The 22,403-nt window shown below is 67.7% G+C and carries 17 protein-coding genes; 14 read left to right on the top strand and 3 right to left on the bottom strand.

Features of this window, described 5'->3' with window-relative positions:
* Positions 1-59 precede the first annotated feature (59 nt).
* On the bottom strand, positions 60-1,952 hold the full coding sequence (locus tag QRN34_RS13520; protein ID WP_285405158.1) for an LTA synthase family protein: 1,893 nt from the start codon (positions 1,950-1,952) through the stop codon (positions 60-62).
* A 177-nt stretch (positions 1,953-2,129) separates the two neighbouring features.
* On the opposite strand from QRN34_RS13520, the gene glnE reads away from it, so the two are divergent.
* The 4 genes from glnE (at position 2,130) to QRN34_RS13540 (ending at position 7,912) form a co-directional block, all read left to right on the top strand.
* Complete coding sequence (gene glnE, locus QRN34_RS13525; RefSeq protein ID WP_285405160.1) at positions 2,130-5,018, top strand: bifunctional [glutamate--ammonia ligase]-adenylyl-L-tyrosine phosphorylase/[glutamate--ammonia-ligase] adenylyltransferase; 2,889 nt, start codon at positions 2,130-2,132, stop codon at positions 5,016-5,018.
* A 50-nt stretch (positions 5,019-5,068) separates the two neighbouring features.
* Complete coding sequence (locus QRN34_RS13530) at positions 5,069-6,016, top strand: nucleoside hydrolase (protein ID WP_285405162.1); 948 nt, start codon at positions 5,069-5,071, stop codon at positions 6,014-6,016.
* An 84-nt stretch (positions 6,017-6,100) separates the two neighbouring features.
* Positions 6,101-6,346, top strand: coding sequence for a type B 50S ribosomal protein L31 (locus tag QRN34_RS13535; protein ID WP_036137903.1), 246 nt, complete (start codon positions 6,101-6,103; stop codon positions 6,344-6,346).
* A gap of 270 nt (positions 6,347-6,616) precedes the next feature.
* Positions 6,617-7,912, top strand: a complete 1,296-nt coding sequence (locus tag QRN34_RS13540; RefSeq protein ID WP_285405166.1) for a citrate synthase — start codon at positions 6,617-6,619, stop codon at positions 7,910-7,912.
* Between the two features lie 277 nt (positions 7,913-8,189).
* Here QRN34_RS13540 and QRN34_RS13545 read toward each other — a convergent pair whose 3' ends face one another.
* Together QRN34_RS13545 and QRN34_RS13550 are read right to left on the bottom strand one after the other, a co-directional pair.
* A complete protein-coding gene (locus QRN34_RS13545) occupies positions 8,190-8,816 on the bottom strand; it encodes a hypothetical protein (RefSeq protein WP_285405167.1) in 627 nt (208 codons plus the stop codon).
* A gap of 38 nt (positions 8,817-8,854) precedes the next feature.
* Entirely contained in the window at positions 8,855-11,431 is a 2,577-nt protein-coding gene (locus tag QRN34_RS13550) for a penicillin-binding protein 1A (protein ID WP_036137894.1), read from the bottom strand.
* 232 nt (positions 11,432-11,663) lie between these two features.
* Between QRN34_RS13550 and QRN34_RS13555 the strand changes: the two genes are divergently transcribed.
* From QRN34_RS13555 to QRN34_RS13600, 10 genes are all read left to right on the top strand, one after another.
* Entirely contained in the window at positions 11,664-12,722 is a 1,059-nt protein-coding gene (locus tag QRN34_RS13555) for a pilus assembly protein PilM (RefSeq protein WP_036137892.1), read from the top strand.
* The gene (locus QRN34_RS13560; protein WP_285405171.1) at positions 12,722-13,462 is read left to right on the top strand and encodes a PilN domain-containing protein; all 741 of its coding nucleotides are present in this window, start codon (positions 12,722-12,724) and stop codon (positions 13,460-13,462) included. Before QRN34_RS13555 ends, QRN34_RS13560 begins: the two co-directional genes overlap by 1 nt.
* Positions 13,459-14,109 carry a type 4a pilus biogenesis protein PilO gene (pilO, locus tag QRN34_RS13565; RefSeq protein ID WP_036137887.1) on the top strand — a complete coding sequence of 217 codons (651 nt, stop codon included), beginning with the start codon at positions 13,459-13,461 and terminating at the stop codon, positions 14,107-14,109. The genes QRN34_RS13560 and pilO overlap by 4 nt, the downstream gene beginning before the upstream one ends.
* Complete coding sequence (locus tag QRN34_RS13570) at positions 14,109-14,636, top strand: pilus assembly protein PilP (protein WP_036137885.1); 528 nt, start codon at positions 14,109-14,111, stop codon at positions 14,634-14,636. Before pilO ends, QRN34_RS13570 begins: the two co-directional genes overlap by 1 nt.
* A gap of 19 nt (positions 14,637-14,655) precedes the next feature.
* Positions 14,656-16,896 carry a type IV pilus secretin PilQ gene (locus QRN34_RS13575; protein ID WP_285405174.1) on the top strand — a complete coding sequence of 747 codons (2,241 nt, stop codon included), beginning with the start codon at positions 14,656-14,658 and terminating at the stop codon, positions 16,894-16,896.
* A gap of 143 nt (positions 16,897-17,039) precedes the next feature.
* On the top strand, positions 17,040-18,032 hold the full coding sequence (locus QRN34_RS13580) for a MoxR family ATPase (RefSeq protein ID WP_036137882.1): 993 nt from the start codon (positions 17,040-17,042) through the stop codon (positions 18,030-18,032).
* Positions 18,029-18,952, top strand: a complete 924-nt coding sequence (locus tag QRN34_RS13585; RefSeq protein WP_285405177.1) for a DUF58 domain-containing protein — start codon at positions 18,029-18,031, stop codon at positions 18,950-18,952. The genes QRN34_RS13580 and QRN34_RS13585 overlap by 4 nt, the downstream gene beginning before the upstream one ends.
* Positions 18,952-19,458, top strand: a complete 507-nt coding sequence (locus QRN34_RS13590) for a DUF4381 domain-containing protein (RefSeq protein ID WP_285405179.1) — start codon at positions 18,952-18,954, stop codon at positions 19,456-19,458. Before QRN34_RS13585 ends, QRN34_RS13590 begins: the two co-directional genes overlap by 1 nt.
* Positions 19,451-20,431 (top strand): VWA domain-containing protein, encoded by a 981-nt coding sequence (locus QRN34_RS13595; RefSeq protein WP_036143508.1) that lies wholly within the window; start codon positions 19,451-19,453, stop codon positions 20,429-20,431. Before QRN34_RS13590 ends, QRN34_RS13595 begins: the two co-directional genes overlap by 8 nt.
* Positions 20,428-22,401 (top strand): VWA domain-containing protein, encoded by a 1,974-nt coding sequence (locus QRN34_RS13600; protein ID WP_285405181.1) that lies wholly within the window; start codon positions 20,428-20,430, stop codon positions 22,399-22,401. The genes QRN34_RS13595 and QRN34_RS13600 overlap by 4 nt, the downstream gene beginning before the upstream one ends.
* The last annotated feature ends 2 nt before the right edge of the window (positions 22,402-22,403 follow it).

Genomic DNA, 22,403 nt, shown 5'->3' on the forward strand with positions numbered 1-22,403 from the left:
AGGGGCCTGCAATCACGCTGTAAATTCGGCACGCCTTCGCATTATGTTGCGAAAGCGGATCATTGCCCGGCGCCGGCTCCCGCCGCGGGTTCGGCATCGCCCTGACGAGGGGGAGTCGTCCCTGCGTCGGCAGGCGCATAGCTGGCTACCAGCGGATCAAGCTTGCGCTTCATCCGGAGCATCGCGATGTTCTTCATCGACGTGTCGGTGAACGCCAGCCCGGCGTCCTCGGCTGCCTCTTTCGCATCCGGGGCATGGGTCAGCGATGCCAGCTGCTGGCCCACAACCTGGGTGAGGGCGAAGTAGGGATCGTCGTGTATGCCGGCCTGCTCCAGCAGTTTGCCAGGCAGCATCCACGCCGCGAGATCGGCCTTGACGGGGGCCGGACCATCGCCGTGCGCGTCGATCAGCACGTAGGGCACGGTCTGCGTCAGCATCGTGTCGCCGTTGACGAAGCCGGCCTTGTCGTAGGTTTCGACCAGGGCGGGCAGGTGATCGCCATAGAACAGCAAAAGCGTCGGGCGCTCACGCTGCTTGAGCAGGGCGGCGAGACGTCCCAGCTCCGCGTCGGCGTGACGCATGTGATAGATGTAGTTGCGCAGCTGCAGCTTGGCATCGTCGCTGATGCCGTCGGGCACGGCGATGGCGTCGCGTTCCTTCGTGTCGATGTTCACCGACTTGTCGTACGGACCGTGGGCTTCCATGCTGATGGCGAAGACGAAGCGCGGCGGGCCGGCATCCTTCAGCTGGCTCATGATCTCGTCGGTCATCGCGCTGTCGGCCATGTACTCGCCGTCCTTGCGGAAATCCTTCGGGAAATCCGGCTGCGACACGAAGCGGTCGAAGCCCAGCGACTTGAATGCCGCGGTGCGGTTCCAGAACCCGGCGTCGTTGCCATGCACGGCGACGGTCTCGTAACCGTGCGAGCGCAGGACACGGACCATGCCCGGCATCACGCCCGCCTGCATCTGCAGGTAAGGAAACTGCATGGTCGGGAAGTAACGCAGCGACAACCCCGTCAGGACCTCGAACTCCGTGCGGATGGTGCCGCCGCCGAACGTTGGCACGTGCAGTTGCCCCGTGCTGGCGTGCTCGGCCAGGCGATGCAGGTTCGGCGCGAAGTCCTCGTGCTCGATCCCGCGGATGACACCGGGGTCGAAGAAGGATTCGCTCTGGATCACCACGATGTCCGGCGTCTGGCGTGCGTTGGTGGCGGCGCCGGCCATGTGCTGGCGCAGTTGGGCATCCGTGGCGGCAAGGAACTGCTGCGCCTCGGCCGGATCGGCCTTCTGCTTCCTGCCGGCATTCTGCAGGCGGAACTGCATGAGGGTGGTGACCACGCCGTTGTATCCGGCATTGGACGCGGCGGACCACGGCTGCATGCCCAGGCGGTCCTTGTTGTACATCGCCGACCAGGCCGGCACCCCCGCGGCCAGCGTGCCGATCAACGCGAACAGGGCCAGCCCGGAGACCAGGCGGCGGCCATGGGTGCGCCTTGCGAACAACGGTGGCTCGACGCGGGCGACCAGGACGATCAGCGCGACGACGCCGAGGATGGCCAGGTAGGGCAACGGGCTGGCGGGCAGGTAGCCGCCCAGGAGGTGCAGGCCGCCGTTCTTCAGCTGGCCCACCATGCGGAAATCGGCCGGCAGCAGGGGCGAGCCCAGGTTCTTCATCTTGATCGCGCTGACCGCCAGCACGGCACCCTGGACGAGGAAGGCGATGCCGAAGGACAACCAGGCGCGACGGGTGAGCACCAGCAGCAGCGAGGCCAGCAACAGCCCCGGCAGCGCATTGGCGAACAGGTGCCAGGGGCGCTCCGCCCACGCGCTGCTGGCGACGCCGGGATTGCCGTCGAGAAACCCCGTATAGAAGACGAACGCGACCGCCAGGCACAGCGGCAGGGCGACCCGTCCGGCGATGTCACGCCCATGTGATGAAAGGAGAGTCATAGCGTCCTCGTATCGCGCCCCTGTCGTGAGGGGATCGGGACTGTAACGTAATGGACATGAACCGGTTGTCAGGCGGTCATCGAAATGTCATGACAAAAAAGGTCATGATTCGCAAGAAAAACCTCAGTTTTGCGAACCCGGCCGCGACCGGTCCGCCTCGGGCACAATGACCATCCCATGAATGCTTCCACGCCAGCGCCACGCGAGAGTCCCGAACTCCGCGCCCTCATCGACCACCGCTATGCCGACGTCATGGCGGCATGCCGCGCGGCGCGCGTGCCGCTGCACGACGACGCCGGCGTGGCCGAGCGCATCCGCCGCACCTTGCTGGCCTCGGATTTCGCGTTCGATGTGCTGCGTCGCCAGCCGGAACTGCTGGCGCCTGCCGGCCTGGAACGCCTCCGCGGCAATCCGGATGCCAGCACCCGTGCCGCCTCGCTCGACCTGCCGGCCGACGAGGAGCGCAGCATGGCCATGCTGCGTCGTTTTCGTCACGCCGAGGCGTTGCGTATCGTGTTCCGCGACGTCAATGGCCTGGACGATGTGGACGACACCCTGGCCTCCACCAGCGCGCTGTACGAAACGTTGTTGTCGGCCGCCCTGCGTTGGTCCGAGCAGTCGCTGCACGCGCGCTACGGCCGCCCGCGCGACCCCGTCGGCGTGGAGCAGCGCATGGTGGTTGTCGGTTTCGGCAAGCTGGGCGGCAACGAGCTGAATTTTTCCTCCGATATCGACCTCGTGCTGGCCTACGCCTCCGGTGGCGAGACCGATGGCGCCCGCCCCCTCGACAACGGCGAGTACTTCATCCGCGAGACACGCCAGCTGGTGCGCCTGCTCGCCGAACCCACCGTGGACGGCATCTGCGCCCGCGTCGACCTGCGCCTGCGCCCGTTCGGCAACGCGGGGCGCCTGGCGCTTCCGTTCGCCGCGATGGAGCAGTACTACCAGCGCGAGGGCCGCGACTGGGAACGTTATGCCTGGATCAAGGCGCGTCCCGTGGCCGGCGACCGCGTCGCGGGCCGCGAACTGCAGGACATGCTGCGGCCGTTCGTGTATCGACGCTACCTCGACTACACGGCGTTCGCCGGCCTGCGTGAGATGAAATCGCTGATCGATGCCGAGGTCGCACGCAAGGACCTGGCCGGCAACCTCAAGCTGGGACCGGGCGGTATCCGCGAAATCGAATTCGTGGTGCAGCTCACCCAGATGATCCGCGGCGGGCGCGACCCCGCCCTGCGCGTGCGCGGGCTGCTGCCGGCCCTGCGTGCCTGCGAGGCGAAAGGTTACATCCCGGCGGTGCGGGCAAAGCTGTTGCGCGAGGCCTACCTGTTCCTGCGCCTGCTGGAGAACCGAGTGCAGATGCTGCGCGACGCGCAGACGCACGATATTCCCGACGACGAGCTGTCGCGCGAGCGTCTTGCCCTGGGCATGAATTACCCCTCGTGGAACGCGCTGGCGGAGGTGCTGGCCGGCCATCGCGATGCGGTGTCCGCCGAGTTCGCCGCGGTGCTGGTGCCGGAGGCCGGCGGCAAGGCGGTGGCGCCGGCGGCCGACGTCGAGTTATGGAACGCCGCCAGAGACGAATCGCTCGTGGGCGAGACACTGGAAGCATCGGGTTTTCGTCCGGGCCACGATGTGGCTGCGGAGCTGGTGAAGCTGCCACGCGCGGCGTCGGTGCGATCGATGTCGGCACGCTCGTCCGAGCGGCTGGAGCGATTGATGCCGCAGCTGATCGGCGCGGCCCGGGGCAGTGCCTCGCCAGCGGCCAGCCTGTTGCGCATGCTTCGTCTCGTGCAGGCCGTGGCGCGCCGTTCGTCTTACCTGGCGCTGCTGGATGAGCAGCCTAGCGCGCGTCGCCGCGTGGCGCATGTCTTCGCCGACAGCGCGTTCCTGGCCGAGCGTGTCATCGCGCAACCGCTTCTGCTCGACGACGTGCTCGATCCGCGCATCGACCAGTTACCGCTGAAGCGCGCGGACATCTCGGCGGAGATGGCCCGCTCGCTCGGCACGCTGGACGAGCGCGACGCGGAGCACGAGCTGGAGCGCATCAACGAATTCCGCTCCAGCATCGCGTTCCGCCTCGGCCTGGCGTTCAACGACGGGCGGGCCGACGCAACGGCCACCGCGCGGCGCCTGGCCGGCCTGGCAGAGGCGGTGGTCGCGGCGGTGCTCGCCCTGGCCACGCGTGAACTGACCGCGCAGCACGGGCGTCTTCCCGGCGAAGGCAGTGGCTTCGCGGTGCTGGGCTACGGCAGCCTTGGCGGCGAGGAACTGGGCTTTGCCTCCGACCTCGACCTGGTGTTCGTCTACGACGGCAAGCGCGCCAATGCGATGAGCGACGGACCGCGCCCGGTCGACGGCACGCGCTGGTACCAGCGACTGGCCCAGCGGGTCATGCACTGGCTGAGCGCGCAGACCCACGCCGGCAAGCTCTACGACGTGGATACGCGCCTGCGCCCCGACGGCTCCAAGGGCTTGCTCGTGGCCAGCGTGGACGCCTTCGAGGCCTACCAGCGCGACCGTGCGTGGACCTGGGAGCACCAGGCGCTGCTGCGTGCCCGTCCGGTGGCGGGGGATGCGCGCGTCGGTGGGCTGCTGGCCGAGATCCGACGGGACATCCTTGCCACCCCGCGTGACGCCGCACGCGTCCTCGCTGAGGTGAGCGCGATGCGTGCCCGCTGGCGCGGCGAGCGCGATCGTTCCGACGGGGGGCATGTCGACCTGAAACAGGGCGGCGGCGCCTTGATCGACATCGAGTTCATCCTGCAGGGCATGGTGCTGGCGCATGCCGCCACGTGCCCGGCCATCCTGGATACGCCGGCCAGCAGTCCGCTGATCGACGTGCTGCGTGAGCAGGGCCTGCTGAGCCAGGCGCAGGCCGATACGCTGCATGTCGCGCATGCCGACCTGCTCCAGGCCGGCCTCGCCTGCACGCTGGACCTCCGTTCGCGCATCGCCACGCGCACGCCCTCGCTGGAGCGGGTGCTCGCCGGGGTGACCCAGGTGGCGGGCGAGCTCGGTTTCGCCTTCGCCGCCACCGACGCGGCGTCCCGCCAGGCTGTCTGAAGCTGGCGGCCGGCGTTATGCTGTGCGGCCGTCCACGGACCGATACCCCGATGACCCGACTGCCGCTGCTGATCGACACCGACCCCGGCGTGGACGACGCGCTGGCCATCCTGATGGCCCATGCGCACACCGATGTGACCGCCCTGACGGTTGCCGCCGGTAACGTCGGCCTGGGCCACACGGTGCGCAACGCCTGCACCCTCGTGGAGCTGATCGGCGCCACCACGCCGGTGTTCGCCGGTTGCCCGTCGCCGCTGGTGCGCGCCCCCGACGAGGACGCCGCGTTCGTGCATGGCGCGGACGGCTTCGGCGATGTCGGCTTCGCCGAGCCGGCCCACACGGCGCATGCCGAGCACGCGGCCCTCGCCCTGATCCGCCTGACCCGCGAGCGCCCGGGCGAGCTGACCCTGGTGGCGCTGGGACCGTTGACCAACCTGGCCCTGGCCGTGCGGCTCGATCCCTCGTTCCCCTCGCGCGTCAAGCGCCTGGTCGTCATGGGCGGCGCGGTGACGGGGCACGGCAACACCGGCCGGATACCCGCCGAGTTCAACATCGGCTTCGATCCGGAAGCCGCGCACGTCGTGTTCGAGGCCTTCGAGGGGTTCGACCTGGTCGACTGGGAAGCGACGGTCCGCCATGCCTTCCCCGACGAGGTCTACGACGGCTGGGTATCGGCGGGCGACCACCGCGCCGCCTTCTTCGAGAAGATCTTCGGCACGGCGCGCCGTTTCAACGCCGCCCACGAGCGCACGGGTTTCATCGCCGCCGACGCGCTGGCCATGGCCGTGGCGCTGGACCCCGCGATGATCGTCCGGGCGGAAACCCGCCATGTCGCCATCGAACTGGACGGGCGGCTGACCCGCGGCGCCACCGTGGTGGACTGGCAGGGCCGGCTGGGTGGGCGCCCCAACGCCCGGGTGGTGCTGGAAGTCGACCAGGATCGCTTCGGCCAGCTGATCGCCGGCGCCCTGGGCGCCGCGCCGACGGCGTCCGCCTAGGTATCCCTGCCCGCCGGTTGCGAAGGCCCGGGGTGCGGGCTACAATGCCGCTCTTTTCACCCCGCTATTTCTCAGGTTCAAGCCATGAAAGAGAACATCCATCCGAAGTACCAGCCGGTGGTCTTCCAGGACCTTTCCTCCGATTTCGCGTTCCTGACGCGTTCGACGATGTCCTCGAAGGACACCGTCAAGTGGGAAGACGGTAACGAATACCCGGTGATCAAGCTCGATATCTCGAGCCACTCGCACCCGTTCTATACCGGTAAGCAGAAGACGCTGGACGTCGGCGGTCGCGTCGACAAGTTCCGTCAGCGCTACGGCAAGAAGTAAGCAGCGACATCATCCGCGCGCCGCCTGCGGGGTGGCGTGTCGCGAGGATAGACGACACGGGGCAGGCTCAAGGCTTGCCCCGTGTCTTTTTGCGTGCGCGGTTTACACGCCGGGCTAACGGACGTTCGAAGAGCCTCTGTGTGATAATGGGGAACTTCGGTCGCGGGTTGCGACCGGTACGGCGCCTTCCCCAGGGGGCCGTTATCCCAACCATGGCTACGTCGTTTCCCCGAGGGGAGGCGGCGGGAACAAAGCACAGAGGAGCTCGCCGTGTCCGACGCCAAAACCGTCAAATTGGTCGATGAATCCAACAAGCCCGTGAGCGAACTGCCGGTCATCGGCGGCACGCTCGGCGCCGAGTGCGTCGACATCGGCACGCTGTACAAGGACACCGGTTACTTCACCTACGATCCGGGTTACGGCAGCACCGCCAGCACCAAGAGCGCCATCACCTATATCGACGGCGACAAGGGTGTGCTGCTGTACCGCGGCTACCCGATCGAACAGCTGGCCGAGAAGTCCACCTTCCTCGAAACCTCCTACCTGCTGCTCAACGGCGAACTGCCGAACAAGACCGAATACGCCGCGTTCGAGCACGACATCACGCATCACTCGATGATGCACGAGAACCTGAAGTTCTTCCTGCGTGGCTTCAACCACGACGCGCACCCGATGGCCATGCTGGCCGGTTCCATCGCGTCGCTGTCGGCGTTCTATCACGACAAGCTCGATGTCGATAATCCGGAAGACCGCAAGCTCGCCGCCATCCGCCTGATCGCGAAGATGCCGACCATCTCGGCCGCCATCTACCGTCACTCGATCGGCTGGCCGACGCGTTACCCGCGCAACAACCTCGAGTACGTCACCCGCTTCCTGCACATGATGTTCGAAGTGCCGAGCGAGCCGCTCGAACTGAACCCGGTAGTCGCCAAGGCGCTCGACCTGCTGTTCATCCTGCATGCCGACCACGAGCAGAACGCGTCGACGTCCACGGTTCGCCTCGTCGGTTCCACCGGCGCCAATCCGTATGCGTCCATCGCCGCGGGTATCACGGCGCTGTGGGGCCCGGCACACGGCGGCGCCAACGAAGCCGTGCTCAAGCAACTCGAGGAAATCGGCTCCGCCGACAAGGTCGAGAACGCGGTCAAGCGCGCGAAGGACAAGAACGATTCGTTCCGCCTGATGGGCTTCGGTCACCGCGTCTACAAGAACTTCGATCCGCGCGCCAAGATCATCCGCGAGATGTGCCACAAGGTGCTCGAGGAGCTCGGCGTCAACGACCCGTTGCTCGACGTCGCCATGAAGCTGGAAGAAGCCGCGCTGAAGGACGACTACTTCGTGGAGCGCAAGCTCTACCCGAACGTCGACTTCTACTCTGGCATCATCTACAAGGCACTGGGCATCCCCACCGAGATGTTCACCGTGATGTTCGCCATCGCGCGCACCTCCGGCTGGATCGCCCACTGGATCGAACAGCACGAAACCCCGGGCGCCCGCATCGGCCGCCCCCGCCAGATCTACACCGGCGCCGACGTTCGCGATTACATCCCGAACGACAAGCGCTAAAAAAAAGGCCCGCAAATGCGGGCCTTTTTTTTAGCGCGGTAGGAGCGCACGCACGTGCGCGAACCCTCAGATCCCATCACGCGAATGAAGCCGAACGGCCGCATGTGCAGGCGTTTCCGTGAGCCCGGTGAACCTTGCAGGCCGCATGCGCAGGCGTTTCCGTGAACCCGGTCGGCGCCGGGTTTGCTTCGTTTTGCGCTCGGAAACGCCTTAATTTGTGCGAGGGGCGGCTTCATTCGACGTAGCAAGGTTCAGGGTTCGCGCACATCGTGCGCTCCTACCCGGCTAACAGGGCCTCGACCATCGACACGGTGGCGCGGCGCATGGGGCGCTCGTCCACACGGTCGAGCGGGGCCTGGCGCAAGGCGTCCATGGGCAGCACGGTAAGGTCGAACGGGATGCCGTCCGCGCCGAACAGCAGCACGGGGTGTTCGCTCTGCGCATCGTTGGACCAGCGCAGCCGACGGGTCTGGGTTTCCAGCGGGATGCCCTGTTCCTGCAGGAACAGCACAGGTGCCTCGGGATCGTCGCTGAAGAGATGCAGGCAGACGGCCGAGTGGTCGTCGGCGGTGCCTTCCAGCACGGCACCGACCAGTCGCGCATCGAAGCCGCGCAGGAAGCGCATCGCCTCGATCGCCGCCTCGCGGCGCGCCCGCAGGGCCTGGGGTTGTGTGTCGGCCTGGAACAGGCGCTGGTGCTCGCGCAGCGCGTCCTCGATCTCGTGGTTGCGCGGCAGCGCCTGGGTGTCGACGATACCCAGCCGCTCCGCGGCCTTCAGCTTCGCGTGGTGGAAGTCACGGATGCCATGCTCGCTCATCAGGCGGGCCGCCTCCTGGGCGACCAGGACGCGATGCCGCTGGGCCCTGTCCTGGGCATGGATCTTGTGGTGTTCGCCTCGTGCCATGACTCACCCCCGTGTGGTGTGTATGTGTACGTGTGCCGTCAGAAGATGTCGTAGGCGTGGTCCTGCTGTTCCTCTTCCTGCTTCTGTGCGGCCTGCTCGCGCAGGCGGTCGACATCTTCCACCTTCATGACTTCGCTCATGCCGCCCGGCGAGGGCAGGCCGGAGCCGGGATCGATCTGCACCGTGGCGATGCCCGGGGGCATGGCCAGCGTATGTGACGGCTTGTCCTTCAGCACCGCGCCCATGTAATCCATCCAGATGGGCAGGGCCGCCTTGGCACCGAACTCGCCGCGACCCAGCGAACTGAAGTCGTCGAAGCCGACCCACACGGCCGTGGAGATGTCGCCGTTGAAACCAACGAACCAGGCGTCGCGGTGATCGTTGGTGGAACCGGTCTTGCCTGCCAGGTCGTCGCGACCGAGCGCACGTGCCGCCGAGCCGGTACCGCGCTTGATCACGTCCTGCATCAGCGAGGTGATCAGGTAGTCGTTGCGCACGTCGATCACATGCGGCGCCAGCTTCGGCGCCTGCGCCGTGTTGTCGTGGGCGTCGGCGGGCAGCACGGCATCGCCGGTACCGACACCGGCCGCAGAACTGCTGGCGGCGGGCTTGGCCGGGATCAGGGCCGTAGATGCCTGGGTGGGCGGGCCGGCCGGCGTGGGGTTCAGCATGCGCTCCTGGCACTCGGCACAGGCGCGCTCGGGATTGGCCACGTAAACCGGCTTGCCGTCGCGGTCGTCGATCCGCGAGATGAAATACGGTGTGATGAGGTAGCCGCCGTTGGCGAACACCGCGTAACCGCGCGCCATGCTCATCGGCGAGACGGAGGCCGTGCCCAGGGCGAGCGACAGGTTCTGCGGCAGGGCGTCCGGCGTGAAGCCGAAGCGCGTCATGTAATCGCGGGCGAAGCGGATGCCGATGGCATCCAGCAGGCGCACCGAGACCAGGTTCTTCGACTGGACCAGGGCTTCGCGCAAGCGCATCGGGCCGGCGAACTTGCCGTCGTCGTTGGCCGGCGTCCACATGCCGTCGGGGCGTGACGGGTCGGGGAAGGCCACCGGGGCATCGTTGACGATGGAAGCAGGCGTGAAGCCGCGCTCGAACGCCGCCGAATACAGATAGGGCTTGAAGCTGGAGCCCGGCTGGCGGGCGGCCATGACGGCGCGGTTGAACTTCGAGCGGACGAAGCTGAAGCCGCCGACCAGCGCACGGACGGCGCCGTCTTCCGGATCCAGCGAGACCAGGGCGGCCTGCACGGCGGGGATCTGGGTGAGGCGCCAGGGGCCCTTGGCCGGTTCCGGACGGGCCTCGGTGCTGACCTTGGCCGTGTCGGACGCACTGGCGTTCTCGGAGAGGTCGTCCTTTTCGCTGCGGATCAGGCGGACGATGTCGCCCCGCTTGAGCACGCTGTCCACCCGGGTGGGCGCGGCACCTGCACGGCCTTCGTTGACATAGGGGCGGGCCCAGGCGATCGATTCCAGGCTGATGGTCGCGGTTTCCTTCGCGGACAGGTACACCGTGGCCTCCTTCGCGCCCGTGGCCGTGACGATGCCCGGCATCATGCCGGCCACGCCCGTGTAGCCGGCGAGAACCCGGTCGTATTCGTCGGGACCGGCCTGTGCCGCCAGTTCCTCGTGGCCTTCCGGGCCACGGTAGCCGTGGCGGCGATCGTAGGCGGACAGGCGCCCGCGCAGGGCGTCGTTGGCAGCCGCCTGGCTGTCGCTGGGCACCGTGGTACGCACGACATAGCCCTCGGTGAGCGCATCGTTACCCAGTTTCTCCAGTACCTGCTGGCGAACCATCTCGGCCAGGTACGGGGCATCCACCTCGATCTGCTGCTCGTGCGGGAAGGCGTCGTTCGGCTCCTTCACCGCCTCGTCGTATTCCGCCTTGGTGATGAAGCGGTTGGAGAGCATCTGGCCGAGCACCCAGTTCCGGCGGTTGACCAGGCGGGTGGGGTTGTTCAGCGGGTTGACCACCGAGGGCAACTGGAAGGTGGACGCCAGCGACGCGCACTCGGCCACGGTCAGCTGGTCGAGCGTCTTGCCGTAGTAATACGAGGCCGCGGCGGCCAGCCCGTAGGACCGGTGCCCGAGGAACATCTTGTTGATGTACAGCTCGAGGATCTGGTCCTTGGTCAGCTCGTTTTCCATGCGCAGGGCGATGAACACCTCGGTCAGCTTGCGCGAGTAGAGCTTCTCGGGGCTGAGGAAGAAGTTGCGGGCCACCTGCTGGGTGATCGTCGAACCGCCCGGGCCCTTGTCGCCGCCGGACAGGATCACGTGGATGCCGGCGCGGGCGATGCCGTGCCAGTCGACGCCGGGATGGCTGTAGAAGTCGCCGTCCTCGGCCGATAAGACGGCATTCTTGAGGCGTGCGGGCACGTCGGCGATGTGCACCGGGATACGGCGGGTCTCACCGAACGAGGCGATCAGGCGTCCGTCCGAGCTCAATACTCGTAAGGGAACCTGCATGTGGTAATCACGTAGCACCGCCACGGAGGGAAGGCGCGGCGCCAGGAGCCAGTAGGCGACGCCGATGGCGCCTACCACGAAAAGGATGCCGGCCAGGGCGAGATACAGCCCGATGCGCAGCAGACGCTTGAGAATTCGCATGGAGGAAGGGGTTCACCGGCGTGAGGGTCGTGGCGGAGTATAGAGCTTCGCCGTCAGGTGGGGCGGTCGCCCCGGGTTCGACGGAAGGTGAGGGGTTTTCGCTAACCCAGTGACGCTATTTGTGAATTGGTGCCGGCAGGGCCCTAGCGGGCCGTTGCCAATCCGTTAAGATTTCGATCTAATGCCATCGCGCCGAAGACCAATTCCGACAAGGCGCGGGGAAGGGGGAAACGTGGGGCTCTTTACACCCAAAGCGGCGCCGCTGATCGGTGTCGATATCAGTTCGACCGCCGTAAAGCTGCTACAACTCAGTCAGGCCGGTGGGCGTTACCGCGTCGAGCATTATGCCGTCGAGCCGTTGCCGCCCAACGCTGTCGTCGAAAAGAACATCGTCGAGGTCGAGGCAGTGGGCGAAGCCATTCGCCGCGCCCTGGCCCGGTCCGGATCCAAGCTCAAGCACGCGGCCGCCGCGGTGGCGGGCTCGGCCGTGATCACCCGCATCATCCCCATGTCGGCCGATCTGTCCGAGGACGACCTCGAAGGGCAGATCCAGGTCGAGGCCAACCAGTACATTCCCTACCCGATCGAGGAAGTCAGCCTCGACTTCGAGGTGATGGGCCCGGTCCGCGACAACCCCGAGATGAACAACGTGCTCCTGGCGGCGTCGCGCACCGAGAACGTCGACATGCGCATCGCCGCGCTCGACCTGGGCGGCCTGACCGCCCGCGTGGTCGACGTCGAGGCCTTCGCCATGGAGAACGCTTTCGGCATGGTCGCCGACCAGCTCGCAGTGTCGCGGGACGCCCTGGTCGCCGTCGTCGATATCGGCGCCACCATGACCACCCTGGCCGTGCTGAAGAACCAGCGCACGATCTATTCGCGCGAGCAGGTGTTCGGCGGCAAGCAGCTGACCGACGAGATCATGCGTCGCTACGGCCTGTCCTACGAGGAAGCCGGCCGGGCCAAGCGCAAGGGCGGCCTGCCCGAATCGTACGAGATGGAAGCGCTGGAACCGTTCAAGGACTCGCTGGTGCAGCAGGTCAGCCGCCTGCTGCAGTTCTTCTTCGCGGGCAGCGAATACAGCCGCGTGGACCAGGTGGTGCTCGCCGGCGGCTGCGCCTCGATCGACGGCATCACTGAATTGCTCGAGCAGCAGTTGGGCGTGCCCTGCGTCGTCGCCAACCCGCTGGCACGCATGGCCCTGTCCAACCGCGTGCAGGCCCAGACGCTGGCCCAGGACGCCCCCGCGCTGATGATCGCCGTCGGCCTCGCCATGAGGAGCTTCGACTGATGGCACGGATCAACTTACTCCCCTGGCGTGCCGAGCGCCGCAAGCAGCGTGAGCGGGAGTTCTATATCCAGCTCGGCCTGGCCTTCGGTGCCGCCCTGGTCGTGCTGATCGGCTGGTCGCTGTGGATGGATGCCCGGATCGACAACCAGAACGAGCGGAACAGCTACCTGACAAGCGAGATCAAGCAGCTCGACGACCGTATCGAGAAGATCAAGGACCTGGAAAAGGTCCGCGCCGACCTGCTCCAGCGCAAGCAGATCATCGAGGAACTGCAGGCCAACCGCTCGCAGATGGTCCACCTGTTCGACGAACTGGTGAAAACCATCCCCGCGTCCGCGCGCCTGTCCGGCATGAAGCAGTCCGGCGATTCCATGTCGCTCGACGGCGTGGCGCAGTCCAACTCCAGCGTGGCCGAGTACATGCGCAACGTGGAAGCGTCGCCGTGGATGGGCCATGCGGACCTGCGCAAGACCGAAAACACCCATGACGCGTCGCGCATGCCGTATACGTTCGGCCTCGACGTGCACCTGAAGACCCCCGGCGACACCGCCCCGGCCGGCGCCTCGACGGCGGCCATGCCGACCGCAGCCGCGGTCCCCGCGCCCCTGGCCCAGGCGGCAAAGGCGGTCACCGGCGCGCCGGCACCCGTCGCCACGGCGCCCGCCCGGCCCGCCACCACGACGATGCCGCCGGCGGCTACCCTGCCGGCCGCGGCCGCTTCGGCGGGAGTCAAGCCATGAAGTTCTTCGACGATCTGCGCAACCTCGACCGGCACAACGTCGGCGGCTGGCCGAAGCCCATCAAGACGTTCTTCACCGGCCTGGTGTTCGTCGTGGTGATGCTGGGCGGCTGGTATTTCCAGATCAGCAGCCAGCAGGACGACCTGGCCTCCGCCGAATCGCAGGAAGAGACCCTCAAGGGCCAGTTCTCGCAGAAGCAGGCCAAATCGGCCAACCTCGAGGCCCTGGAGCAGCAGCTGTCCGACATGCAGGACATGCTGCGTACGCTGCTGCGCCAGCTGCCCAGCAAGACGGAAATGCCCGAGCTGCTGATCGACATCTCGCAGACGGCGCTGGCCGCGGGCATCGAGACGGAGCTGTTCCAGCCCGGTCCGGAAACGCCCAAGGACTTCTATGCCGAGAAGCCGATCACGCTGCGCATGGTGGGCACCTACCACCAGTTCGGCACCTTCATCAGTGGTGTGGCCTCGCTGCCCCGCGTCGTGATTCTGACGCTGCACGACGTGTCGCTGAGCCCGAAGGCCGGTGACGCGAAGAATCCGGGTAACGGCCAGCTGGTGCTGCAGGGCACCGTGAAGACCTATCGCTACCTCGAGGACGACGAGACCCCGCAGGCGAAATCCAAGCTGCAGAAGGCGACGCCGTGATGAAACGCCATGACGCCCTGACCCGCCCGCTGGCCATCGCCCTGTTCGGCGCGCTCTCGTTGGCCGGCTGCACCAAGGGCACGTCCGACCTGCGCGAGTGGGTGGACGCCGAGAAGCACAAGAAGGGCGAGCCCATCCCGCCACTGCCCGTGATCCGCACGTTCGAAACCTTTGCGTACCAGGATCAGGGCGCGCGCGATCCCTTCAGCCCCAGCACGGCGGAGATGGACAGCAACGTTGCCAGCGGTCCGCGCCCGGACGAAAACCGGCCGAAGGAACCGCTGGAGATGTTCGGCCTCGACAGCCTGAAGATGGTTGGCACGGTTGGTGCTGGTGCCAGCCTGGAGGCGCTCGTGAAGGACCCCGGTGGCGTGATCCATCGGGTCCATCGCAACGAATACATGGGTCAGGCCTACGGTCGTATCACGTCCGTGGGTGAGGATCGGATCGATCTGGTCGAACTGGTGCCGAATGGCTCGGGCGGCTGGATGGAGCGCCCGGCAAGCATCGCGGTCGGCGAAAAATAAGAACTCGGGGATGACGCACATGACGACCAAATTGAATCATCCGCCGGGCAGCGCGCGTCACCGCGCGCGCCGCTGGATCCTCGGCACCGCACTGGCCATGGCGGGTGCCTTCGCCGGCACCGCCGCGGCGCAGAACACGCTGCAGAACGTGAGCTACGACGCGCAGCCGGGCGGCCGCATCGAACTGCGGCTGGCCTTCTCGGCGCAGGCGCCGACGCCGAAGGTCTTCACGACCAACAATCCGCCGCGTATCGCCATCGACCTGCCGGGCACCACCAACGCCTACAGCACCCGCCACCTCGACATCGGCAAGGGCTCGACCCAGGGTGTGTCGGTGATCTCCGCGGCCGGCAAGACCCGCGTCACGGTGGAACTGTTCCGCGAGTCGGCCTACCGCACCCGTGTGGAAGGCAAGACGCTTTTCGTCACCGTGAACAACGGACCGACCGGCGCGACGACCACCACCGCTACCGTGAGCGACCCGACCAAGGCGCTGCCTTCCAGCGCCGGCTCGCCGGTGTCCAACATCGATTTCCGTCGTGGCCAGAACGGCGAAGGCCGCGTCATGGTGACGCTGGGCGGCACCGGCACCACGCCGGAAATGCGCCGCGAAGGCGATCACGTGATCGTCAGCCTGGCAGGCTCGTCGCTGCCGCCGAAGCTGGCCCAGCGCCTGGACGTGCTCGACTTCGCCACCCCGGTACAGTCGATCGAGTCCAAGGCGTCGCCGGGCGGTGCCCGCCTCGACATCCGCACCAAGGGCGACGTGGACGTGTCGGCCTACCAGAGCGGTGCCGACTACGTGGTCGAGGTGGCCCCGAAGAAGGCCGCCGCGCCGACCGGCAAGGCCGCCAAGGGTCAGGACCCGACGTATTCGGGTTCCCGCCTGACCTTCAACTTCCAGGACATCCCCGTGCGTTCGGCCCTCCAGCTGATCGCCGACGAGGCCAAGCTCAACCTGGTCGCCTCCGACACCGTGGGCGGCAGCGTCACGCTGCGTCTGGTCAACACGCCGTGGGACCAGGCGCTGGACGTGATCCTGCGGGCCAAGGGCCTGGACAAGCGCCGTAGCGGCAACGTCATCTGGATCGCTCCGCAGGCCGAACTGGCCAGCTACGAGCAGAGCCTCGCCGATGCCCGCCAGAAGGCGCAGGATTCCGCGGAACTGGTCTCCGACTACATCCCGATCAGCTACGGCAAGGCCGAGGACATCGCCAAGCTGCTGACCCAGGGCAGCATGACCAGCACCGGCGGCGGCGCGTCCACCAGCGGCTCGCGCGGTTTCCTCTCCGGCCGCGGCAGCGTGTCGTTCGACGACCGCACCAACACGCTGCTGATCAACGATACGCCGGACAAGATCCGCGACCTGCGTGAGCTGATCGGCACGCTCGACCGCCCGGTCCAGCAGGTGCTGATCGAGTCACGCATCGTCGTGGCCACCGATACCTTTACCCGTCAGCTGGGTGTGCGCTGGGGCGTGCAGGCGTTCAACCACAACAACCCCAACCAGGTGACCGGCACCACGCCGGACCTGAGCAGCGGCACCAAGGGCACCGGCACGAGCGACCTGGTGACCCAGGTGCGGACGATCGATGCCACCAACGCCGCCGGCCAGGGCACCCTCGCCAACAACACGATCACCCTGCCGGGCGGCTACAACGTCAACCTGCCGGTGTCCAACCCGTCGGGCAGCATCGGCCTGGCGATCCTGGGCGCCAACTACCTGGTGGACCTGGAGCTTTCGGCCGCGCAGACCGAAGGCCGCAGCGAACTGATCTCCAGCCCGCGCGTGATCACGGCCAACCAGCAGGAAGCGATCATCAAGCAGGGCCAGCAGATCGGCTACGTGACCTACCAGGCCTCCAGCTCGGGTGGTGGCGCGCAGAACGCCACCGTGCAGTTCAAGGATGCCGTGCTCGAGCTGCGCGTGACCCCGACGATCACCGCCGACAGCCGCGTGTACCTCAAGATCAACGTCAAGAAGGATGCGCTGGCCCAGTTCGTCACCAGCCCGGGCGGCGGTTCGGTGCCGCAGATCGACACCCGCGAGATCAACACCTCGGTGCTGGTCGACAACGGCCAGACCGTGGTCCTGGGTGGCATCTACGAGATCACCAAGACCAACACGACCGACAAGGTTCCGGGCCTCGGCGACATCCCGGGCCTGGGTGTGCTGTTCCGCCGTACCAACCGCGGTAACAACAAGGCGGAGCTGCTGATCTTCGTGACGCCGCGCATCCTGTCCGACACGCTGCAGTAAGCAACTCGCGTTTCAAGGCGATATCGGGAGGCGGCCTTCGGGCCGCCTCTTTCGTTTGCGGGCAGGGCCCTCACCGAAAGCGGATTAAACTTCCCGGGCCGACTGTGGTCTCATCGGTCTTCCACCCGATACGAGATCCACCGATGTCCGAGACGCCGAACGCCACGACCCCGCTCCAGGAGGCCTTCCTCCGCCTGCGTGAGGAACTGACCCGCGGCATCATCGGGCAGCCCCACCTGGTGGAGTGCCTGCTGATCGCGCTGCTGGCCGATGGCCACCTGCTGGTGGAGGGTGCGCCCGGGCTTGCCAAGACGACGGCCATCAAGGCCCTGGCCACCCGTGTGGAAGCGGACTTCCACCGTATCCAGTTCACGCCCGACCTGCTGCCAGCCGACCTCACGGGCACGGACATCTTCCGCCCGCAGACGGGCAGCTTCGAGTTCGAGCGGGGGCCGCTGTTCCACAACATCGTGCTGGCCGACGAGATCAACCGCGCGCCGGCCAAGGTGCAGTCGGCCCTGCTCGAGGCGATGGCCGAACGACAGATCACCATCGGTCGCCGCACGTGGCCGCTGCCGGACCTGTTCATGGTCATGGCCACGCAGAACCCGATCGAGCAGGAGGGCACGTTCGCGCTGCCCGAGGCCCAGCTGGATCGTTTCCTGATGCACGTGACCATCGGCTACCCGGACGCCGAAGCCGAGCTGGCCATCCTGCGGCTGGCGCGCCAGCAGGCCCGCGAGGCGATGCATCCCGTGCCGCCGCCGGCCTATATGTTGCGTCCCGCGGATGTCTTCGCCGCGCGCGACGCGGTACTCGCCGTGCACATGGCCGCGCCGCTGGAGCTCTACATCACCCAGCTGGTGGTCGCCACGCGCGAGGCCGGTAAATACGGTCCGGAACTGGCGCGCTGGATCGCCTGGGGCGCCAGCCCCCGCGCCACCATCGCGCTGGATCGCTGCGCCCGCGCGCATGCGTGGCTGGCCGGTCGCGACTTCGTCGTGCCCGAGGACATCCACGCCATCGCCCACGAAGTGCTGCGCCATCGTGTGCTGCCCAGCTACGAAGCCGAGGCGGAAGGCGTGCGCACCGATGCCGTGATCGATCGCCTGCTGGATCTCGTGCCGCTGCCGTGACCGTCGCCCCTGCCGTTGCCGATGGGCGCGTCCACGTGTCGTTGCCCGAACTCATCGCCTTGCGCTCCTGCGTGGCGCGCGCCCCGGCGCCCCAGGTCGTCTCGCGCGCGCCGCGCAGCGGGCAGCGCCCCGCGCGGCTGCACGGCCGTGGCATGGATTACGCGGAGTCGCGTGTCTACCAGGCCGGCGACGATGTCCGCCGCATGGACTGGCGCCTGACCGCACGCAGCGGCGTGGCGCATACGAAATTGTTCCAGGAAGAGCGCGAAGGCCGCCTGCTCGTGTTGCTCGACATGAACGCCAGCATGCGTTTCGGTACACGCACCCGCTTCAAGTCGGTGCAGGCTGCCCGTGCCACCGCGATCGCCGCGTGGTACGCGATGCGCGGCTCGGAACGCGTCGGCGTGCTCGCCTTCGGTGGTCAGCGCCAGCTCGTCCGGCCGCAGGGCGGTCCACGCGGTGTGCTGACGGTACTCGGTGCCATGGCTGCGTGGGATGCGCTTCCGGCGGACGCCGACGAACCGCTTTCAGGTGCCTTGCAGCGTGCCGGTCGCCTCATGCACGGCGCGTCCCGGGTGCTGCTTGTCAGCGACGGTTTTGCCGTCGACGACGCGGCACGGGGGCGCATGCTCGGGCTGATCGGCAAGGCGGAGGTGTCGGTGCTGGGCGTGGCCGATCCGCTGGAGTTGGCCGAGCCACCGGCCGGCCGTTATCCGATCGCGTACCGCCGTACCCACTACGATCTGGCGCTGCAGGGCGACCGGCAACGTGCCGAGTTCGCACGCGGACTCGGCGAAGGCCAGCGCAAGCTCACCGCGCTGGCGGGTGGCCTGGGCCTGCGTGTGCGCTCCATCGACACCAGCGAAGATCCCCTTGAAGCGATCGTCGCGTTGCTGGGCGCCAGCAGGAGGGCACGCTGATGCCCGACCAGGGTCCGGTACTGCGCGACATCCACGTGCCGCACGTGTCCGCCTGGTGGCCGCTGGCACCGGGCTGGTGGGTGCTGCTCGGCCTGCTGCTGGTCGCGTTGGTGGCCGGCGCGATCGTCTGGCGCCGCCGCCGTGCCTGGCGCCGGCACGTGGACACGACGCTCGGCGAGCTGCGTGAGGCCCGTGCACGGCATGCCGCGGACGGCGACACCGCGTGCTTCGCCGCATCGGTCAGCCAGTTGCTCCGCCGTGTCGCCCGTATGCGTGACACCCGCAGTGTCACGCTGCGTGGGGAGGCATGGCGCGACGCATTGGTCGCGCTGGCACCGCGCAGCGATGTAACCCGTCTTGCGCAGCTCGATACCGCGATCTACCAGCCGGCCGCGTCGCTCGACGTGCCGGTCGTGGCGCGCGATGCGGAAGCCTGGATACGCGAGGCGATGCGTCGTCGTCCTTCGTCCGCCACGCCGGGGAGGGCATCGCATGTTCCTGCCTGAGTTTGCGTGGCCCTGGATGTTCCTTGCCTTGCCGTTGCCGTGGCTGCTGCGTCGCGTGTTGCGGCCGGTGCGGCCCGCGCAGGCGCTGAACCTGCCGCAGCCCGGGCTGGCGCTGACCCAGGCCGCGTCGATGCGGGCGCCGTTCGCGTCCACCCTGCTGCTCGCGCTGGCCTGGCTGTGCCTGGTCGCCGCCGCGGCGCGTCCGCAGCAACTGGGCCCGCCCGAGCCCCAACAGCGCAGCGGTCGCGCGATGATGCTCGCCGTCGATCTTTCCGGAAGCATGTCGCTTGACGACATGCGCCTGGCCGGTCGCGCGGTCACGCGCTTCGCCGCCGTGGAGGCCATCGCCGGCGACTTCATCGATCGCCGTGCGGGCGATGAACTCGGCCTCATCCTGTTCGGCTCGCAGGCCTATCTGGTCACGCCGCTCACTTATGACCTCGATGCCGTGCGTGCGCAGTTGCACGGTGCCGTGGTCGGACTGCCGGGTCGCGAGACGGCGATCGGCGATGCCCTGGCCGTGGCCGTAAAACGACTGGCCAGCCTTCCCGAGCAGGCGCGCGTGGTGGTGTTGCTCACCGACGGCGTGAACAACGCCGGATCCATCGCACCGCGCGAGGCGGCCCGTGCAGCGAAGGCGGCGGGCGTGCGCATCTACACCATCGGCATCGGTGCCACGGCGATGCGTGTCCCCGATTTTTTCGGTAGCCGCACGGTCAACCCGTCGGCCGATCTGGACGAAGGCATGCTCACCGATATCGCCAGGCAGACCGGCGGTCGTTTCTTCCGCGCCACCGACACCGATGAAATCGCGCAGGCGTATCGTGCCATCGACGCCCTCGAACCGTTGCCGCAACAAGGCGCCGCACTGCGTCCGCATATCGAATTGTTCCGCTGGCCGTTGCTGCTGGCGCTGGGTCTGCTGATGGTCGGCGCCGCGCCGCGCTACCTGGGCGGGAGCGCACGTCGATGATTCCCTCGATGGCCGACTTCCATTTCCTGCAGCCGCAGTGGTTGTGGCTGGCGCTGCTGGTTCCGCCGATCGCCTGGCTGGTCGGGCGCCGCGGTTCGTCGTCGCGTGCACTGTCGCGGCTGGCCGATCCCGCCCTGTTGCCCTATCTGCTCGACGGCACGCCCTCGGGCTCGCGCGGGCCGGCTGTCGCCGTGGTCGCTGCCGGGTTGCTCGCCGTGCTGGCCCTGGCCGGCCCTACCTGGAACCGGCAATCGCAGAAGCTCTTCGCCGAACACGCGGCGCAGGTGGTCGTGGTGTCGATGTCGCCGCACATGCTGGCCAAGGACATCGTGCCGGATCGACTCAGCCGCGTGCGCTACAAGGTCCGCGAGTTGTATGCGGCCAACCGCGACGGGATGAACGGACTGATCGCCTACACCGGCGAAGCTTTCATCGTCGCGCCGCTCACCACGGATGCGCACAGCGTGGACGACCTGCTGACGGCGCTCTCGCCGGACACCATGCCGGTGACCGGCGACGACCCGGCCAAGGCGATCGACATGGCGGCCGACCTGGTCCGTCATGCGGATCTTCGCGGTGGCTCCATCGTGCTCGTGACGGATACCGCCGATCGCTCGGCCGTGGCGGCCGCGGCGCGTGCGCGCGCCGCCGGGGCACGCGTTTCCGTGCTCGGCGTCGGTACGGTGCGAGGCGGGCCAGTGCCAACGCCGGACGGCGGTTTCCTCAAGGACGACAGCGGCGCCATCGCCCTCGCGGCGCGTGACGATGCCGCGTTGTCGGCGGTGGCCGCTGCCGGCGGCGGTCGCTTCGTTCCGCTGGCGGATGGCGGCACCGATGTCGCCACCCTGGCCGGCATGCTGCACGACGACGGGCAGGGCAAGGCGGTGGACGGCGCACAGGCGGGCGCGTGGCAGGACCGCGGCCCGTGGCTGCTGCTGCCCCTGTTGCCGCTCGTCGCGCTGGCGTTTCGTCGCGGCTGGATGCTGGTCTTGTTGCTGGCCTGCCTGCCGTGGTCGCCATCGGCACGCGCCGACGGCGTGGTCGACGCTTTCCGCACGCCCGACCAGCAGGCCGCGGCGGCCCTGCGCGAGGGTGACGCCAAGCGGGCGCAGGCGCTGGCGCGCAGCCCTGCCTTGCGCGGCGCGGCGGCTTACAAGGCGGGCGATTTCGCCGCAGCACAACGTGCGCTCCAGTCCGGCATCGACACCGATTCGCAATACAACCTCGGCAATGCGCTGGCGAAGCAGCAGCACTACGAGGACGCGCTGGCGGCCTACGATCGCGCGTTGAAGCTCGATCCGCACAATGCGGACGCCGCCGCGAATCGCGCGGCGGTGGCCGACTTCCTCAAGAAGCAAAACGACGCTTCGAAAGACGGGAAAGACAAGCAGGACAAGAAGAATCAGCAGGGTAACAAGGACCAGCAGGGCAAGAACGGCAAGGACGGTCAGCAGGGCAACGGCGACAAGAACGACGCCGGCCAGCAGGACCCCAGGAACACGGGAGACGACTCTAAAAACTCATCCGGCAAAGACGGGAAAGATCCATCCCAGGGCAAGGACCAGCCGCCCGGCAAGGATGGCGAGAAGCCGGGTGACGACGGCAAGGACGGCAAGGAAAACAGTGCTTCCGGGAAGGACGGCGACAAGGGCACCGAGAAGGCGCAGCCGCCACAGGGCGATGCGGCCGCCAAGTCCGCGGCCGAGAAAGCGGAAGCCGAGCGTGCCCAGGAGGCGTTGAAGGAAAAGATGGACCAGGCCATGTCCGGGAAGGCCGCTGCGCAGGACGCGAAGAAGGACGATGGCAAGCCGCACGACCTGGGCGCGTTGTCCGCCGGCGATGCGGCATCGAAACTGCCGCCCGACGTGCAACGCGCGTTGCTGCGCGTGCCCGACGATCCGGGCGGCCTGCTAAGAAGAAAATTCATGCTCGAGTACCAGCGTCGCCATGGTGCGGAGCCGGAGGAATGACG

It is taken from the genome of Luteibacter sp. ME-Dv--P-043b, from assembly GCF_030209605.1.
Classification (GTDB): Bacteria; Pseudomonadota; Gammaproteobacteria; order Xanthomonadales; family Rhodanobacteraceae; genus Luteibacter.

Excerpts from the sequence above, each read along its gene's own strand:
- QRN34_RS13520 (WP_285405158.1), bottom strand. The coding sequence starts at position 1,952 with ATGACTCTCCTTTCATCACATGGGCGTGACATCGCCGGACGGGTCGCC.
- glnE (WP_285405160.1), top strand. The coding sequence starts at position 2,130 with ATGAATGCTTCCACGCCAGCGCCACGCGAGAGTCCCGAACTCCGCGCC.
- QRN34_RS13530 (WP_285405162.1), top strand. The coding sequence starts at position 5,069 with ATGACCCGACTGCCGCTGCTGATCGACACCGACCCCGGCGTGGACGAC.
- QRN34_RS13535 (WP_036137903.1), top strand. The coding sequence starts at position 6,101 with ATGAAAGAGAACATCCATCCGAAGTACCAGCCGGTGGTCTTCCAGGAC.
- QRN34_RS13545 (WP_285405167.1), bottom strand. The coding sequence starts at position 8,816 with ATGGCACGAGGCGAACACCACAAGATCCATGCCCAGGACAGGGCCCAG.
- QRN34_RS13550 (WP_036137894.1), bottom strand. The coding sequence starts at position 11,431 with ATGCGAATTCTCAAGCGTCTGCTGCGCATCGGGCTGTATCTCGCCCTG.
- QRN34_RS13560 (WP_285405171.1), top strand. The coding sequence starts at position 12,722 with ATGGCACGGATCAACTTACTCCCCTGGCGTGCCGAGCGCCGCAAGCAG.
- pilO (WP_036137887.1), top strand. The coding sequence starts at position 13,459 with ATGAAGTTCTTCGACGATCTGCGCAACCTCGACCGGCACAACGTCGGC.
- QRN34_RS13570 (WP_036137885.1), top strand. The coding sequence starts at position 14,109 with ATGAAACGCCATGACGCCCTGACCCGCCCGCTGGCCATCGCCCTGTTC.
- QRN34_RS13575 (WP_285405174.1), top strand. The coding sequence starts at position 14,656 with ATGACGACCAAATTGAATCATCCGCCGGGCAGCGCGCGTCACCGCGCG.
- QRN34_RS13580 (WP_036137882.1), top strand. The coding sequence starts at position 17,040 with ATGTCCGAGACGCCGAACGCCACGACCCCGCTCCAGGAGGCCTTCCTC.
- QRN34_RS13590 (WP_285405179.1), top strand. The coding sequence starts at position 18,952 with ATGCCCGACCAGGGTCCGGTACTGCGCGACATCCACGTGCCGCACGTG.
- QRN34_RS13600 (WP_285405181.1), top strand. The coding sequence starts at position 20,428 with ATGATTCCCTCGATGGCCGACTTCCATTTCCTGCAGCCGCAGTGGTTG.